The sequence below is a fragment of the Streptococcus alactolyticus genome, from assembly GCF_012277075.1.
Lineage (GTDB): Bacteria > Bacillota > Bacilli > Lactobacillales > Streptococcaceae > Streptococcus > Streptococcus alactolyticus.
In genome coordinates, this window is record NZ_JAAXMT010000015.1 from 1 (window position 1) to 16395 (window position 16395).

The window sequence follows — 16395 nt, forward strand, 5'->3', positions numbered from 1 at the left end:
TAGGCCGTTACCCTACCTACTAGCTAATACAACGCAGGTCCATCTCGTAGTGATGCAATTGCATCTTTCAAGCTTCTAACATGTGTCAAAAGCTATTATGCGGTATTAGCTATCGTTTCCAATAGTTATCCCCCGCTACAAGGCAGGTTACCTACGCGTTACTCACCCGTTCGCAACTCATCCAAAAGAAGCAAGCTCCTTTCTTCAGCGTTCTACTTGCATGTATTAGGCACGCCGCCAGCGTTCGTCCTGAGCCAGGATCAAACTCTCATTTAATCTTGTTCTCATTCTGTCACTGACAGATTTATCTGCTTTACAGGTCGATTTCTCAACCCGCACGTTTGGTTCGTCTTGTTCAGTTTTCAAAGGTCTTTATCTCTCTCGAGACAACTATTATATTTTATCAAATCTCTTTCGCTTTGTCAACAACTTTTTTTAAGTTTTTTCAAAAGCTTTTTTGAAACCTGATAGCTGTTGTCCTCTCATCAGACAACTATAACAGTTTACCATCTCTTGGATCTCTTGTCAATAACTTTTTTAAAGTTTTTTTAAAAAAGATAAAAATAAAACAGCCAATACTGACTGTTTTATTTTATATCAAAACTATGGCACTATTCTGAGTCAGATGAGTCAGCCATTTTTTCTTTGACTTCATCATATGAAAGGGCATGTGCTTCTTGATTATCTTTGTCTTGTTCTTCAGGCATTTTTCCTGTTTCGTAAATAGACTTGATTTGAGCAGCATCAAGGGTTTCATATTTAAGAAGGGCTTCTGCAATAAGTTTATGTGTTTCACGGTTGTTATTGATGATATCAGCCGCTTTATCACGTGCTTCATTAAGCAGTTTACGAACTTCGTCATCAATTATTTGTGCGGTTTGAGCAGAATATGATTTTTCTGGTGACATTTGTCCTGTCATGACGGCATGGTTTCCTTCATATTGAACAGGTCCTAATGTATCACTCATACCATATTCAGTAACCATAGCACGTGCGATTTGGGTAGCTTGTTCAAAGTCATTTGACGCACCTGTCGTTTGAGCATTAAAGATAATTTCTTCTGCAACACGACCACCCATTAAACCAGCCAATTGTTCTTTCAAATCATCTTTTGAATGCAACATTTGGTCTTCTTTAGGAAGGGCAATCATGTAACCACCTGCGCGACCACGTGGAACGATCGTTACTTTGTGGACGACACGCGCACTTGAAAGCACCAAACCAACGATGGTATGTCCAGCTTCGTGGTAGGCCACCATTTCGCGTTCTTTTTGAGAAATCGTACGGTCTTTCTTAGATGGACCTGCAATAACACGATCTTCTGCCTCATCAATATCAGAAGCATCGATTTTCTTCTTATTACGACGTGCTGCAACTAAGGCTGCTTCGTTAAGAACATTTTCAAGGTCTGCACCAACAAATCCTGGTGTTTGTTGCGCGACAACTTTCAAATCAACGTCTGATGCCAAAGGTTTATTCTTAGCGTGAACGCGTAAAATAGCTTCACGTCCCTTAACATCTGGTCTACCAACCAAAATCTTACGGTCAAAACGACCTGGACGAAGAAGAGCTGGGTCTAGGACGTCACTACGGTTGGTTGCTGCGATAACAATAATACTTTCGTTGCCTTCAAAACCATCCATCTCGATAAGAAGTTGGTTAAGGGTTTGTTCGCGTTCATCATTTCCGCCACCCATACCGGCACCACGACGGCGGCCGACAGCATCGATTTCATCTATGAAAATGATGGCACGTTCTGCTTTTTTAGCATCTTCAAAAAGGGATCTCACACGGCTTGCACCGACACCGACGAACATTTCAACGAAGTCAGAACCTGAGATAGAGAAGAATGGAACACCTGCTTCACCGGCAACGGCTTTAGCAAGAAGGGTTTTACCTGTTCCCGGAGGGCCTTCAAGAAGGACACCAGCAGGAATTCTAGCACCAAGTGCTTTGTATTTCTTCGGATTTTTCAAGAAGTCAACAACTTCAACTAGTTCTTGTTTTTCTTCTTCTGCACCGGCAACGTCAGAGAAACGTACTTTCACGTTGCCTTGGCTCTGAGATTTGGCTCTGTTTCGACCAAAGTTCATCGCTCCTCGTGCACCATTTCCGCCTTGGTTCATCATCATAAAGAAGAAGACAACCATCAAGATAAGTGGTACATAAGTGATGATATAAGTAATCCAAGCACCGCTAGAGCTTTCCTGTTTGACTGTTATAGAAACATCTGCATCCTCAGCAGCCTTGGTTAACGTTTCAACAGAAGAATCGCTTGGCAAAACAATTGACGTAAATTCGGTTACTTCAGCTGTTTTTCGACCTTCTAAAAATGGCAAGCTGGCACTTGTTTTCGTTGATTGTGCTTTGGTGTATTCACCACTAACTTCAATCACACTGCCGCTTGGTTGGTAAGTGATAGACTTAACATCCCCTGACTTAATGCGTTGCATTAAAGTCGAGTAATTAATTTGTTGACTTTGTGTACTTGATCCCCTTAAGTAATATTGAAAGGCTGTAATCCCTGCAATAATCAAAAGAATATAAATAAAGGAATTTCGAACAAAGCCATTATTTCTATTATTTTTCATACAATAATTTTAACCCTCTATTTATCTGAGTAAATTTCTTCTTTAAGGACTCCTACATATGGTAAATTACGATAATGTTCTGCATAATCAAGACCAAAACCAACAATAAACTCGTTTGGCACATCGTAGCACACATAATCTGCTTCAATATCAACCACACGACCTTCTGGTTTATCAAAAAGGGTTGCGATTTTTACAGAATTGGCTTTACGGTATTTAAACATATCTCGTAGGTAGAGCAAAGTACGTCCTGTATCAATGATATCTTCAACAAAGATAACATCACGACCTTCGATATTGGTATCGACATCTTTGAGAATTTTTACTTCACCGCTACTTGTTGTTTGGTTGCCGTAACTAGACACAACCATAAAATCCAATTCCACTTTGGTATCGATATGCTTTATCAATTCCGCGATAAAAGGAACTGAGCCTTTTAAAATACCAATCAAAAGAGGATTTTTACCATTATAATCTTTTGTTAATTGTTCGCCTAATGCTTTCGTTTTAGTAATAATCTCTTCCTCTGAGTACAAAACTTTTTCAATATCTTGTTCAAGCATGACATCACCTGTTTCTAATTTTTTCAATATGCAATGTGCCCTCCATTATACCATATTTGGGAGCTTTTCTCAAATAAGTTTTACCGGCAACTAGTACAAAAATCACTTGACCGTCTTGCTCTCCCACAATTGCCTCTGAACGGTCTTGCAAGGAGATTTTTTCGTCAATAAATAGCCGCCGTAATTTTTTGGAAAAAGCACCAAAATCAATATAGTCACCTGGTTGTCTGTGCCTTAATTTAAGGGGAGTCACATGATACAAAGGAATGCCTTTGTTATTCCTCTCATTATTAAAGTGAAATTGGTACTGACCATATCTGACTATACCGCCATATTCTAGCATTTTTTGAGGTATTTCCCCATCGGTCTTAGGGCTGATTTTTGTGATGTGAAATTGCTTGGCATCTTTAATTAGTCGATAATCATTTTTAATGTGATAATCCAGATTTTTTCGCTGACGCAATAGATTAAGCATTTCTTCAAACTGAGCATGAGATACTTGCAAATCAGGAAATTGGCTCAGATAATCTTGAAAAAGGAAAAATTGCACGGCCTTACTTTGAGCTAAAAACTGTGAACAATCTGTTCTGTCAATGGTTGCCGTTAAATCTTGCAAAGCTTGAAAAAGCGTCTGACTTTCTTCGCCTAAATGCCGAAGAGCTTGTCTAAACTTTGGATTTTCTTGCTCTAAAGTTGGGAGGTATTGATTTCTAATGCGATTACGCAGGTAGTCCAAAGAAGCGTTAGAGGCATCTTCAAAATGGAAAATATCTGGTAAATCAGCCTTTGAAATGGTCAAAAATGGGCGAATGAGTTCTCCCGTTCCAAAGGAGCTAACCGCCTGCATTCCCGCTAAATAGCGAAGGCGGCTACCACGCAATAAACGCATCAAAATCGTTTCAGACTGGTCATCTGCATGGTGGGCAGTGACTACGGCAGTGTAGTTTTGTTCTGTCATGACTTTCTTGAAAAAAGCATACCTGAAATCACGCGCAGCTTTTTCTGAAAAAACACCTGAAAAAGCCGACATAAAAATCGGAATATGGTGCTCCCTTGCCCATTTTCTCAAATAAGCCTCTTCTTCTTCTGAAGCTGCTCGCTGCTTGTGGTTGACATGAACAATGCCAATCTCAATTTCCAGTTGATGTCGGTAAATATACAAAAAGTGTAGCAGATTCATCGAATCTACTCCACCTGATACTGCTATTAATACTTTTTTATGCTTGGCAAAATAAGCCTTTTTTTGAATCTCTTTGACTAATGGTTCGTACATTTTATTTTAAAATACTATAAACGTCATTGGCGATATTGGTGATATCGTCATAAGAAGCATTATTGGTAAAAATCGATAGAATAAAGGGTTGGTCGGCATAGACAATTGCAACATCGTGCTTGTAGTCGTATGCGTCTCCAATTTTATGCGCCACTTGCACATCAATATCTTTTGAAATACGAGTGCTGTCAAAATCAGTTGACGACAGGTAAGAAATGATTTCGCCATTTTGATTGTAAATGGCTTCCATCAGATTTGCTGCTGTCTTGGCAGACATATTGCGTTCTTTCATGTCAATCGGTGTCCCTGCGACAGCCGTGATGGTATTGTTGAAATCATCGTCATATTGATGCGCAACGTAGTAACCCAAAATGTTTGTTGCGACATTGTCAGAATACTGAGCGACAGCTTTTAGCAAAGTATCAACCGTGTATTCTTTATTGTCAGCTGACTTGCTCATTTTCCCGCTGCCACCTGGCTCATAGGACTTATCAAAATGATTGACCGCATCTACGTAGACCAACTTATCGTCTGACGTGATAGCTCCTTTTTGCAATTGAGCCTCAACATAATAAAGGGTCGCTAATTTGGCAACGCTAGCAGAATACATGACCGTATCGGCGTTAATTTCTGCGGTTACTTGCGTTCCTAATTGTTTCACGTAAATCGAATAATTGCTCTTATTGTATTTTTGGTTGAGCATGGCTTGCACTTTTTGCATACGATTATCCGTTTCAGACAAATCCGTCGCAGCAATCCAACCTTTACCATCAACCTTGTAATAAGTGCCGTGACTTGTGACGGCTTTTTGAGTAACGGTGACCTTGCTATAAGGCGTTAAATCCGTCTTGACCGATTTCGTTCCTGTTACATAAGGCGTTTGATAAACGGTAAAGCCATCGTTTAGCCAAAAATCTTGAGTAATGGCTTCTTGACTAAGAACCACATCATCACTAACCACCTGTCGACTGGCTTCAATATAACTACCGTCTGATAATTTAAAAACAGAGATAGTGGCGTCATTGACGAGCCAATCTGTGATGGTTAACGGTGTGTTAGCTGATAAGGTATCCGCAGCAACGGTCAAATCCGCATCTTTATAAGTCGTGCTATCTTGGATGAGAATTGGATTTTGAGGAATGGCATCAAAATAGGTTGAGGATGACACAACTGTCGTATTGAGGTGATACTTTTCCTCATTGCTTAAATCCATGTCTTTTTCTGTACTAATAACTGGAAGAGAGACCAAAAAAAATGGTATTAGCATTACTGCAAATAGTTTTTTCACTGGTTTCTCCTTCCGTTACTATTTTTGTGATGAATGATGATTTTCTTCTCTTAAAGCTTGATTTTCTTTAGCGAGTTCTTCTAACTTATCATCAGAATAAGCTAGAAATTTTTCAATTGTTTTAATTAAATGTTCCATAAATTATTTTGGTAATAGATTTGGTAATGGGTAAACCGTTTCACCCGAGCGCGATAAGTAGTATTTGGCACGCGCATACTTAGCGACATAATTATCGTCTTTTAAGCGATTGGCAAGAACTTTCTCTGCATCGGCTTCAACGACCAATTTGTCGTAGTCTTTTTGCAGGGAAACGACCTTGGCTTTTTGTTCCTGTAAAGTCTGGTAACTTTTGACCAGATTATAGGTCGGTAAGATAAACAAGAGCATCACGACCACCAAAATCCACCCCATAAAACGATGCCGTTTGCGATTTTCCTCTTCAAGATAGCGTTTTTTGGTGTTTTCGTCGTTGATGTACTGATTGTTTAATTGAACGATATTAGGCTTCTCCATCCGCTTCTATCCTTGTTTCCTTAATGATTTCGTACATTTTGGCTGCATCTTCTTTTTTGGTGCTGTCTTTCATTTCCAAAACACGCACCGTTAGCAATTTATTTCCAAAACGAATTTCCACTTCGTCATTGATTTTTAAATCGGTTGATGATTTGGCTAAGATGCCATTGACTTTAATACGTCCTTTGTCTGCGACTTCTTTCGCCACTGGACGACGTTTAATAATACGGGATACTTTCAAATATTTATCAAGTCTCATAATCATTTACCTCGTAACTGTTTTATTTTATCATTTTTTGTGTAAAATAGCTGGCTTAAATGAGTTTGTTAAAATACTGTAATAAAAGGCATCAACAAACTTAAAGATACTGTTGTCAGCTAGTTTTTGTCTATCTTGCGAGCCTTGATTTCCGCCAGCATCTGACCAAAGTGCTGCAATTCCTCTAAAATCTCGTAGTCTTTTTTACCACGGACATTGAAGATAATTTCGATTTTACCTTGATTTTCGCTGATGCGGGCTTTCAAGTTCATTTTTGACAGAGCTTCAAAGTAATCTTGGGTCAGATAATGTTGCAGCGACGCTTTTTCAAAACGCACCAACACATTGGTGTCTTTTCGCTCGACCAATTCAGCAAAAGCATTGTCCATATAAGCTTTTACTAAGCCAATCTCAAGCAAATAAGCCACTTGGTCTGGGTACTCACCAAAACGGTCAATCAACTCATCTTGCAAACTTTGGTAGTCGCTGTGATTAGCGATGTCGCGAATACGCTTGTAAATTTCGATTTTTTGGCGCTCGTCTTCAATGTAATCACTTGGAAGGTAAGCATCAATTTGGAGATTAACCTCAGCATTACTCTTACGACGCACTTGGGATTTTCCTTGTTTTTTGGCAATGGCTTCCTCTAAAAGTTGCGAATACATCTCAAATCCAACCGAATCAATAAAGCCACTTTGTGAAGCCCCTAAAATATTACCTGCGCCACGGATAGACAAGTCCCGCATGGCAATTTTAAAACCAGAACCCAGTTCAGTGAATCCTTTGATAGCATCCAAACGTTTTTCAGATACCTCTGTCAAAATCTTATCTGGTCGATACATGAGATAAGCATAGGCAATACGATTAGAGCGCCCCACACGTCCACGCAGTTGATACAAGGTTGACAAGCCCATATGGTCTGCATTTTCAATGAATAAGGTATTGACATTTGAAATATCAACTCCTGTTTCGATAATGGTGGTCGCCACCAAAACATCGTAAACACCGTCAATAAAATCCATGAGGGTATTTTCCAATTGAATCTCACTCATCTGACCATGCACAAAACCGATACTAGCTTCAGGAACCAATTCTTGCAGTTCTGCGACTTTTTGGTCAATACTGTCAACTTTATTGTAAATGTAGAAGACCTGTCCGCCACGGTCAATCTCACGGATAATAGCTTCACGAATTAAGCCAGGATTGGTTTCCAAAACATAGGTTTGAACAGGATAACGGTTGGTTGGTGGAGTTTCAATAACCGATAAATCACGAATGCCCAGCATTGACATATGAAGAGTTCGAGGAATAGGTGTTGCCGTTAGGGTCAATACATCCACTTTGGCCTTTAGCTCCTTGAGTTTTTCCTTGTGTTTAACTCCAAAACGCTGCTCTTCATCGATGATAATCAAACCCAAATCAGCAAAGACAACATCCTTAGACAAAAGACGGTGAGTACCAATGATAATATCAATTTGCCCTTTTTTGAGTTGCTCCAAGGTTTCATTTTGCTCTTTCTTGCTGCGAAAACGGCTGAGCACTTCCACCTTGACAGGATAATTGTCAAAGCGTTCTGAAAAATTGGTGTAATGTTGCTGGGCTAAGACGGTTGTAGGTACCAAAACCGCGACTTGCTTGTGGTCTTTGACCGCTTTAAAAGCGGCTCGCATAGCAACTTCTGTCTTACCAAAACCGACGTCTCCCACTAGCAAGCGGTCCATTGGTTTATCTTCTTCCATGTCCTGCTTAATTTCTTTGATAGAGCGCAATTGGTCTTCTGTTTCGACAAAGGCAAAATCATTGTCAAATTCGCGCTGCAAATCATCATCTGGTGAAAAAGCAAAACCTTTTAATTGGCTACGCTCAGCATATAATTTCAGCAAATCATCAGCAATATCTTCCACTTGTTTAGACACTTTTTGCTTGGTCTTTTGAAAACGCCCGTCATTAAGTTTATTGATTTTTGGGGCCTTGCCGTCAGCTGAAACGTATTTTGATAGGCTTTCAATTTGTTCAATTGGCAAAGAAATGGTGGCCGAATCTTGGTATTGAATAGTGAGATAATCACGGTGAACCCCATGAATATCAATGGTTTCAATACCTAAAAATTGGCCAATTCCGTGGATTTGGTGAACCACATAATCGCCCTTTGAAAGCTCATTATAGTCTTTCAAACGCTCCGCATTGCTGATATTGGAGTGACGAACACGGCGTTTAATCTTTTTATGGTAGATTTCACGCTCAGTGATAACCACCAATTTGTCATCCGCAAAGTAAAAACCGTTGGATAAGTTGCCAACCAAAAGCTGAGCTTGTTTTGGCTCAACGTCATCACTGGCTACAATCGGCAATTGCAAACCGTATTCTTGTAAATCTTTCTGTAAACGTTCCGCACCATGTTGTGAATTTGCTTGAATGATAACCGTCGCTTTTGATTTTTGATAACGATGCACTTCTTCAATCACTAGCGGTATCTGGTTGAAAAACTCCTGCATCGGATACTGCGTGAGCTGGTAGAGATGGGCAAATTTGAGATTTCCAAGACCCTTATGAAAATGAGAGAAAAAGGTCGCAGGCTGATACTGACGCAGTTTTTTATAGCTATCTGCAAAGTAAACCAAACTTGACACAGCTTTACCACGTTGTAAATCTTCTGTCAATAAGTTGGCAACTTCCAAATCCACCTTGGCATTACGGTCGATGACCTTTTGAAAATCATCAAAGAAAACAGGCGTTTCTTTTGGAATGTAATCCAATAAGGTCCATTCTTTCGCGTAGAAGATAGAAGCAAAGCGTCTGATATCAGCATGCTTATAGCCTGCCTTGGTAGACTCATAAACCTCGCTTAAATAAGCATGTTGCTCCTCTTTTGCCGTTTCCAAATACTTTTCCAAAGACTTGGTCGCTCTGGCAAAATCTTCCTCATACAACAATAAATCATCTGCTGGAAAAATAGTGACATGAGAAAGGGTATCAACAGACTTTTGACTGCTTACCTCAAATTGCCTAATGCCATCAATCTCATCTCCGAAAAATTCCAAACGGTAAGGACGGTCAGCCGTAATTTCATAAATATCAATGATATCACCACGTTGGCTAAATTCTCCTGGGTTAAGAACTTGGTTGGCACGTTGGTAACCAAGTAAAGCTAGTGTTTTGACCACGTCGTCCAATTCGTAGCTATGCCCTAACTCAAAATGCAGTTGATTATGAGCGTACGTTGCAGGGTTAGGTAATAGTACCCGTGTCCCCATTAAACTAGTCACCAAAACACCTGTTTGCTCTGCATTCTGCAAAAAATTAAGGCTTTCCAAGCGCGAATTGACCTTGTCCATCGAAGAGAAAATAAACTCTGCCGCTGCGACATCATCTGCAAAAAAGGTGTAAACTTGCTCTTCCCCAATCAAACTCGACAAATCGCTGGCTAGTTTTTCCACCTCATTTTGAGTGGAAGTGATAACAACATACTTGCCCTTATTGGCTTGATAAGCTGAAGCAATGGCTAAGGCGCGACTAGAGCCAGACAAGCCCATGATTAGCTGGCGTTCCAATTGGGAAACGTGAGCCTGCCAATCTTGAATGAGCTTATTTTGGCTAAATAAATCAATAATATTCATTGTACTACCCATTAAATCGTTGCATGGTTTTGGCAAAATCGGCTTCTTGCAAATAAAATTGGACAGCATCTGTCACTTTATCTAGAGCTTGCTCAACCGTAATCTTTTCATCTACATCAAATGTCCCAAGGACATGGTCCACCACGGTGCGCCCTTGTTTAGGACGTCCAATACCGACTTTGATACGGTCAAAGGTTTGCGTACCTGTATGAGCAATAATAGACTTAATCCCATTATGACCGCCCGCAGAGCCTTTTTGACGCAAACGCAAACGTCCCACTTCCATATCCAAATCATCATAGATAACCACAAAATCAGCAATATCGATATTAAAGTAGGTCAACAAAGCATGAACCGCCAAACCTGAATTATTCATAAATGTGGTTGGTTTTACCAAATAAATCTTTTCCCCGTTGATAAAGCAAGACCCGACTTCTGCTTTAAAGTTCTTATCCTCTGAAAAAGTTACTTGAAACGCTTGAGCCAAACGGTCAATCGTCATAAAACCAATATTATGTCGTGTATCATGGTATTTACTGCCTGGATTTCCCAGACCAACAATCATTTTTACCATATGTTTTCCTTTCAACTACCAAAAGGCTGGAAAATACTTTTTCCAACCTTGCTTATCTGTCATTTAGTTTATACGTTAAAGCGGAATTCCATGATATCGCCATCTTGAACCACATAATCTTTTCCTTCTTCACGAAGACGACCTGCTTCTTTGACTGCTTTTTCTGAGCCATAAGCAATCAAATCATCATAAGACATAGTGATGGCACGGATAAATCCTCGCTCGAAGTCTGAGTGGATGATACCTGCTGCTTGAGGAGCTTTAATACCACGTTTAAAGGTCCAAGCACGCACTTCTTTTTCCCCTGCTGTAAAGTAAGTCCCAAGACCAAGTAAATGATACGCCGCACGAGTCAATTTGTCAACACCAGATTCTGTTAAGCCTAAATCTTCAAGGAAGAAAGCTTTGTCTTCATCATCTAGTTCTGAAATTTCTTCTTCGGCACGTGCTGAGATGACAACCACTTCTGCATTTTCAGTTGCCGCAAATTCACGAATTTGTTTGACATATTCGATGTCATCTGGGTTTGCAACTTTGTCTTCATCGACATTTGCCACATAAAGGACAGGTTTTGTCGTTAGAAGGAATAATTGTTTCACGATTTTTTGTTCATCTTCTGTAAAGTCAATGGTACGCGCTGATTTTCCGTCCTCAAGCACTGGCTTGATTTTTTGAAGAACGTTAAATTCTGCAATGGAATCCTTATCTTTTTGCGTGCGAGCAATTTTTTCAACACGCGCATAACGTTTATTAACCGATTCTAGGTCAGCTAAAATCAATTCTAGGTTAATGGTATCAATATCAGCAAGAGGGTCAACAAAAGCATCCTCACGTCCTTGTTCACGCATGACATTTTCATCGTCAAAAGCACGCACCACGTGTACAATCGCATCGACTTCACGGATATTGGCAAGAAATTTATTTCCAAGACCTTCCCCACGTGAAGCCCCTTTTACGATACCTGCAATATCTGTAAATTCAAAAGTTGTTGGAACTGTTTTTTTCGGTGTAATCAATTCCGTTAATTTTTGCAAGCGTTCATCTGGCACTTCAACCATTCCCACGTTTGGGTCAATCGTTGCAAATGGATAGTTAGCAGCCTCTGCTCCTGCTTTGGTAATCGCATTAAATAGCGTTGATTTCCCAACGTTAGGTAAACCAACAATACCTGCTGTTAAAGCCATGTTTTTATCTCCATTCAAAATATTCAATCACTACTATTATACCAAAAAAAAGTAAAAAAGGCTTGCCCATAGGCAAACCAAATCAACCAAAAATTTTTGGAAAAGTGTTTGGAAGAAACCAAGACAAAAAGCCACCGATAGCTAAGATAATCCACCAGTACTGAGATAAGAATTCCCAAGCATTCATGGTCTTGTTTTCTCTGACTTCCACCACACGCTCAATCTTTTTTTCAGGTTTTATTCCAAGAACCAACTCATCTAAGTTAACGTCCAAAATAGTAGCCAACTTCACTAAATTTTCCATATCTGGTGTTGCTTCACCCGTTTCCCATTTTGAAATAGCTTGACGTGAGATAAAAAGTTCCTGTGCCAAACCTTCTTGTGAGAAAGCTTTTTCTTGACGAAGCTGTTTTAATTGTTTTGCAAAGATTGTCATTTGGTATCCCTACTTTCTTTTTTTACACAGGATAGCAAAAATCTCTGGGATAATCGAGCACTTTTTCAAGCAACTCCTAGTTGCAAATAGCTAAAAATCCTAATATTAAAGGCTTTTCTTGGTTGCGGCTTTATTTTGGTAATACTTTTCGCATCTTTCGTTCAAAATCATGACGGCTCATCATGACAACGTGGTCACAGTTGGTACAACGGATTTTAATATCTGCACCAATTCGGATAACTTCCCACTCATTGGCTTTTTTACCAGTTGATTTAATGGTGCAAGCATGAGGTTTTTTCATTTCAACATAACTGCCAATAACGTACATAACTTCTCCTCTAAAACGAAATGAAAAAGAAAAGTTTTAGAAGGCCTTAAACAAGGACTCGGTCAACTTTTCTCACAAAAAGGATTAATTGGTGCGAACTGGTGTAATCAGTTGAACAAAATTCTCAGTATCATCACCAGGCATTAAGGTAAATGGACGAACAGGAGAAATAAAACGTATCATGACTGTTTCACTCTTCAAGGCTTTCAACGCTTCAATCAGATAAGTTGGGTTAAAACTAATGGTTAAATCACTACCAGACTGGCTGATGCTATCTAGCTCTTCGTTAACTTTCCCCACTTCTGGTGAATTAACGTGAGATGAAATGCTATCGCTGGTGATTTCCAATTTAACCGTTCCGTTTTGTGTCGCATTTGAAATCAAGTAAGCACGCTCCATAGCTGAACGAAGGGCTGCGGTGTTAAAGGTTACTTCTGTTTCAAAAGAATTGGTCAACAAACGGTCGGTATCAGGGTAGTTTCCCTCTAAAAGACGGGTATAAAAACTAATGTAGTCACTTCTAAACAAAACTTGACTATCTGAAAAGAAAACTTCAACGGTTTCAATGTCATCTGTGAAAACTGCTGAAAATTCACGCAAAGATTTGCTTGGAATGACCATGTTAAAGTTTGCTGAGGTATTTTCCAAAGTCAATTTGCGTTGGCTCATGCGGTGAGAGTCCGTCGCTACTGCCTTAAATTCTTTTTGCTCACTAAGCACCATGTGGACTCCAGTCAAAATAGGACGGCTTTCTTGAAGACTAGCTGCAAAAGCTGTTTCTGAAATAATACTTTTCAACAGTTTGGTTTTAAGAACTAGCGGATTTTCAGTCGTCATTTCTTGCAAACGTGGGTAGAGATCCACATCTTTTCCTTTTAGGGTGATTTCTGATTTGCCACTTGTTAACACGATTTGGTGATGATCAATTTCGGTAAAATCCAAACTCACATCAGGTAGACTTGAGATAATATTGATAAAGAAATTTGCTTCTAGTAAAACAGCTCCTGGTGAGGTAATCAAAAGACCTGCATTTTCATTAGAAACTGGAATGGTATTTTCAATAGATATTTGACCATTAGACCCCGTTAGGATAATATGTTGCGCATGCACTTCAATTTTAATGGTTGATAAAATCGGAATAGCATTTTTAGAAGAAATGGCTCTTTTGGTTGCATTTAAAGCTTGAAGGAAAAAGGATTTATTGATGGAAAATTGTATCATTGGAATCTCCTTTAGTTATGATAATAAATTTAGTAGTAGTAGTAGGTCTTGTTGAAGCTGTGGAAAAGTCACAAAAAGCAGCAAAAAAACAGGGAAAAGAGTTGTGCACAAATTGTGGATAACTCTTTTTAAAAATCTAGATTTATCCACAAGGCTTATCTGATTTTATTTTTGATGGTTTCAATTTCAATGCGTAAGCTATCATCTTGAGCCAACATATTCTTGATTTTGTTGTAGGCGTGTAGGACGGTAGAATGGTCCCGTCCGCCAAATTCTTTTCCAATTTTCGGTAGCGAATTATCGGTCATTTCCCGTGCGAGGTACATAGCCACCTGACGTGCTAAAACGATGTTTTGAGTGCGTTTGGTCGCCTTGATTTCCTTAACTGTCACATCGTAAAACTTCCCAACTTGCGTTTGAATGTCCTCGATTGGAATGACGGTCATTTTAGGGTCATCTTGCTTACGTGCTCGAATGGCTTCTGCTGCGATGTCCACGGTAATGGTTTTGATTTTTTTGACGCTAGCCACAAGGCTAATATCGTTAAGCGCTCCTTCAAGGTCACGCACATTGGAATCAAATTGTCCTGCTAAATATTCAATGGTATCCTGCGGGAAAACATAGTCATATTCTTGGGTTTTATTGGTCAAAATCGCAACGCGAGTTTCAAAATCAGGCGGCGTGATATTGATGGTAAGTCCCCATTTGAAGCGCGTGACTAAACGTTGTTCCAAGTTATCGAGGTGGTCAGGTGTACGATCGCTAGTAAGGACGATTTGCTTATTATTATCGTATAAGGTATTGAAGGTATTAAAGAATTCTTCTTGCGTTCCGGATAGGGTTTTTTTAGCTAAGGATTGAATGTCATCAATCAACAAAACATCCAGATTGCGGAATTTTTCCTTAAGCTCTTCCATCGTGTCTAGACGAATGTGCGTCACAAACTCGTTGATGAAATTCTCAGCGGTGATGTATTTGACACGCGCATTAGGATTATTTTTTAAAACAGCGTGCCCGATGGCATTGAGCAGATGGGTTTTTCCAAGTCCTGGTCCTCCCCAAATGAAAAGAGGATTGTAGGTTGTTCCAGGAGCGTCAGCTACGGCATAAGACGCTGAAAAAGCCCAGCGGTTTTCATCACCTTGGACAAAATTATCAAACGTGTATTTTGGGTTTAAATCAGAATGCATCTGTGGTAGTGTGCTTTGTGGTTTTTCTACCGTTTGTGTGCTGTCCTGAGCTGGTGTTTGCACGTTTAAATCGTCTTCAAAAACGTATTGGATGACAATCTCTGCATTAAAAATTTCAAAACCAGCTGCTAGAATGATGGATTTCAGATTATTATTCCAAAACACTTCCTTGACAGGGTCGAGATAAATAAAAGCCGTATGATTTTCAATTTTGAGCAGCCGTGCATCTAAGACGAAAAATTCATAAGTGGCTTGCTTCAATTGATTTCTGGCTAACTCTAAGACTCTGTTCCAAAATAATTGTTCATTCTCAGTCATAGTAGTTTTCCTTTTTTTATTTTGTGGATAATCTTACCCTATTCTAACACAAAAAAAAGTTTTCCACAACAGGACAAAAGTAGAAATCCACAGGGTGTTTGAAAGATTTCCACAATGTGAAAAAGAGTTTTCCACAAGCAGTGGAAAACTCTTGTATTGGTATAAACTAAAGTTTTTACAAGGTATTTTTCTTGTGGAAAACTCAGAAAAGAAAAAAGGGAAATCCACACGCTATTTGAACTTGTTGATAATTCTGTTAAAGTCTTCTTCCGACTGAAAATGCAAAACCACTTCTCCTTTTTGAATGCTTTTGCTATTAGCAAACGAAATGCTAACGGGCAGTCCTAGACTTTGACTTAGGATGTCTTCATGGTGTTTTTTAAAAATATCCTTCTTCGCTTTCTTTTTGGGAGCACTTGGTTTGGGTTTTAGGAGTTGCTCCAGTTTTCGGACACTAATATCTTGGCTTAAAATGCGTTGGTACCACTGCTCCTGTTCTTCTTTGCTCTTTAAGGTCAACAACAAACGAGCGTGACCTTGCGACAAGCTTCCTTCTTCCACCGCGCGTGAAAGGCTGGGCGGAAGATTTAGTAATCGTAGGCAATTGGTAATGTAGGGACGCGATTTGCCCATGAACTGAGCCAATTCCTCATGCGTCATCTGATTTTTTTCAAGCAATTGCTTGTAAGCTTTTGCTTCTTCAATGGGATTTAAATCCGAGCGCTGTAAATTTTCAATAATCGCAAGCTGCATACTTTTTTGGTCAGAAATGGTTTTGATGATGGCTGGAATTTCACTAAGACCAGCTAGTTTAGATGCTTTTAGACGACGTTCGCCAGCGATAAGCTCGTAGCCAAAAACAGATGATTGTCGGACGATAATCGGCTGAATAAGCCCGTTTAACTTGATTGATTGGGCTAATTCTTCCAGTTCTTCTGGTTTAAAATCCAGCCTAGGTTGGTAGGGATTGGGCGAAATATCTTCAATGGATATAACTTGTAGTTTCTCTTTCATTTTCTCTCATCCTAAACTCTAAAAAG

Annotated in this window: 15 protein-coding genes and 1 rRNA gene; all 16 read right to left on the reverse strand. The window is 39.5% G+C overall.

The window, feature by feature from the left end:
* Positions 1–276, reverse strand: a 16S ribosomal RNA gene (locus HFK82_RS07680); the annotation flags it as partial.
* A 335-nt stretch (positions 277–611) separates the two neighbouring features.
* Complete coding sequence (gene ftsH / locus HFK82_RS07685) at positions 612–2591, reverse strand: ATP-dependent zinc metalloprotease FtsH (protein ID WP_168261356.1); 1980 nt, start codon at positions 2589–2591, stop codon at positions 612–614.
* A gap of 17 nt (positions 2592–2608) precedes the next feature.
* Positions 2609–3154 (reverse strand): hypoxanthine phosphoribosyltransferase, encoded by a 546-nt coding sequence (gene hpt, locus HFK82_RS07690; RefSeq protein WP_154455354.1) that lies wholly within the window; start codon positions 3152–3154, stop codon positions 2609–2611.
* Positions 3155–3158: 4 nt separating this feature from the next.
* Positions 3159–4427, reverse strand: a complete 1269-nt coding sequence (tilS, locus tag HFK82_RS07695) for a tRNA lysidine(34) synthetase TilS (protein ID WP_168261357.1) — start codon at positions 4425–4427, stop codon at positions 3159–3161.
* 1 nt (position 4428) lies between these two features.
* Positions 4429–5715, reverse strand: a complete 1287-nt coding sequence (locus HFK82_RS07700; RefSeq protein WP_168261358.1) for a serine hydrolase — start codon at positions 5713–5715, stop codon at positions 4429–4431.
* A gap of 18 nt (positions 5716–5733) precedes the next feature.
* Entirely contained in the window at positions 5734–5853 is a 120-nt protein-coding gene (locus HFK82_RS07705; RefSeq protein ID WP_168261359.1) for an SP_0009 family protein, read from the reverse strand.
* Between the two features lie 3 nt (positions 5854–5856).
* The gene (locus HFK82_RS07710; RefSeq protein ID WP_154455348.1) at positions 5857–6228 is read right to left on the reverse strand and encodes an FtsB family cell division protein; all 372 of its coding nucleotides are present in this window, start codon (positions 6226–6228) and stop codon (positions 5857–5859) included.
* Positions 6215–6487 carry an RNA-binding S4 domain-containing protein gene (locus HFK82_RS07715; RefSeq protein ID WP_154455347.1) on the reverse strand — a complete coding sequence of 91 codons (273 nt, stop codon included), beginning with the start codon at positions 6485–6487 and terminating at the stop codon, positions 6215–6217. Before HFK82_RS07715 ends, HFK82_RS07710 begins: the two co-directional genes overlap by 14 nt.
* A 119-nt stretch (positions 6488–6606) precedes the next feature.
* On the reverse strand, positions 6607–10104 hold the full coding sequence (gene mfd, locus HFK82_RS07720; RefSeq protein WP_168261360.1) for a transcription-repair coupling factor: 3498 nt from the start codon (positions 10102–10104) through the stop codon (positions 6607–6609).
* Between the two features lie 4 nt (positions 10105–10108).
* Positions 10109–10678, reverse strand: a complete 570-nt coding sequence (gene pth / locus HFK82_RS07725) for an aminoacyl-tRNA hydrolase (RefSeq protein ID WP_154455345.1) — start codon at positions 10676–10678, stop codon at positions 10109–10111.
* A 68-nt stretch (positions 10679–10746) separates the two neighbouring features.
* A complete protein-coding gene (gene ychF, locus HFK82_RS07730) occupies positions 10747–11862 on the reverse strand; it encodes a redox-regulated ATPase YchF (protein ID WP_168261361.1) in 1116 nt (371 codons plus the stop codon).
* A gap of 82 nt (positions 11863–11944) precedes the next feature.
* Complete coding sequence (locus HFK82_RS07735; protein WP_168261362.1) at positions 11945–12298, reverse strand: helix-turn-helix domain-containing protein; 354 nt, start codon at positions 12296–12298, stop codon at positions 11945–11947.
* 130 nt (positions 12299–12428) lie between these two features.
* Positions 12429–12626 carry a DUF951 domain-containing protein gene (locus HFK82_RS07740; protein WP_168261363.1) on the reverse strand — a complete coding sequence of 66 codons (198 nt, stop codon included), beginning with the start codon at positions 12624–12626 and terminating at the stop codon, positions 12429–12431.
* Positions 12627–12710: 84 nt separating this feature from the next.
* Positions 12711–13847 carry a DNA polymerase III subunit beta gene (gene dnaN / locus HFK82_RS07745; RefSeq protein WP_168261364.1) on the reverse strand — a complete coding sequence of 379 codons (1137 nt, stop codon included), beginning with the start codon at positions 13845–13847 and terminating at the stop codon, positions 12711–12713.
* A 155-nt stretch (positions 13848–14002) separates the two neighbouring features.
* On the reverse strand, positions 14003–15355 hold the full coding sequence (gene dnaA, locus HFK82_RS07750) for a chromosomal replication initiator protein DnaA (RefSeq protein WP_154455340.1): 1353 nt from the start codon (positions 15353–15355) through the stop codon (positions 14003–14005).
* A 231-nt stretch (positions 15356–15586) separates the two neighbouring features.
* A complete protein-coding gene (locus HFK82_RS07755) occupies positions 15587–16369 on the reverse strand; it encodes a ParB/RepB/Spo0J family partition protein (protein WP_168261365.1) in 783 nt (260 codons plus the stop codon).
* Positions 16370–16395: the final 26 nt, after the last annotated feature.

What these genes read in the sequence shown, in the direction of transcription:
- ftsH (WP_168261356.1), bottom strand. Translation starts at nt 2,591, where the DNA reads ATGAAAAATAATAGAAATAATGGCTTTGTTCGAAATTCCTTTATTTAT.
- hpt (WP_154455354.1), bottom strand. Translation starts at nt 3,154, where the DNA reads ATGCTTGAACAAGATATTGAAAAAGTTTTGTACTCAGAGGAAGAGATT.
- tilS (WP_168261357.1), bottom strand. Translation starts at nt 4,427, where the DNA reads ATGTACGAACCATTAGTCAAAGAGATTCAAAAAAAGGCTTATTTTGCC.
- HFK82_RS07705 (WP_168261359.1), bottom strand. Translation starts at nt 5,853, where the DNA reads ATGGAACATTTAATTAAAACAATTGAAAAATTTCTAGCTTATTCTGAT.
- HFK82_RS07710 (WP_154455348.1), bottom strand. Translation starts at nt 6,228, where the DNA reads ATGGAGAAGCCTAATATCGTTCAATTAAACAATCAGTACATCAACGAC.
- HFK82_RS07715 (WP_154455347.1), bottom strand. Translation starts at nt 6,487, where the DNA reads ATGAGACTTGATAAATATTTGAAAGTATCCCGTATTATTAAACGTCGT.
- mfd (WP_168261360.1), bottom strand. Translation starts at nt 10,104, where the DNA reads ATGAATATTATTGATTTATTTAGCCAAAATAAGCTCATTCAAGATTGG.
- pth (WP_154455345.1), bottom strand. Translation starts at nt 10,678, where the DNA reads ATGGTAAAAATGATTGTTGGTCTGGGAAATCCAGGCAGTAAATACCAT.
- ychF (WP_168261361.1), bottom strand. Translation starts at nt 11,862, where the DNA reads ATGGCTTTAACAGCAGGTATTGTTGGTTTACCTAACGTTGGGAAATCA.
- HFK82_RS07735 (WP_168261362.1), bottom strand. Translation starts at nt 12,298, where the DNA reads ATGACAATCTTTGCAAAACAATTAAAACAGCTTCGTCAAGAAAAAGCT.
- HFK82_RS07740 (WP_168261363.1), bottom strand. Translation starts at nt 12,626, where the DNA reads ATGTACGTTATTGGCAGTTATGTTGAAATGAAAAAACCTCATGCTTGC.
- dnaN (WP_168261364.1), bottom strand. Translation starts at nt 13,847, where the DNA reads ATGATACAATTTTCCATCAATAAATCCTTTTTCCTTCAAGCTTTAAAT.
- dnaA (WP_154455340.1), bottom strand. Translation starts at nt 15,355, where the DNA reads ATGACTGAGAATGAACAATTATTTTGGAACAGAGTCTTAGAGTTAGCC.
- HFK82_RS07755 (WP_168261365.1), bottom strand. Translation starts at nt 16,369, where the DNA reads ATGAAAGAGAAACTACAAGTTATATCCATTGAAGATATTTCGCCCAAT.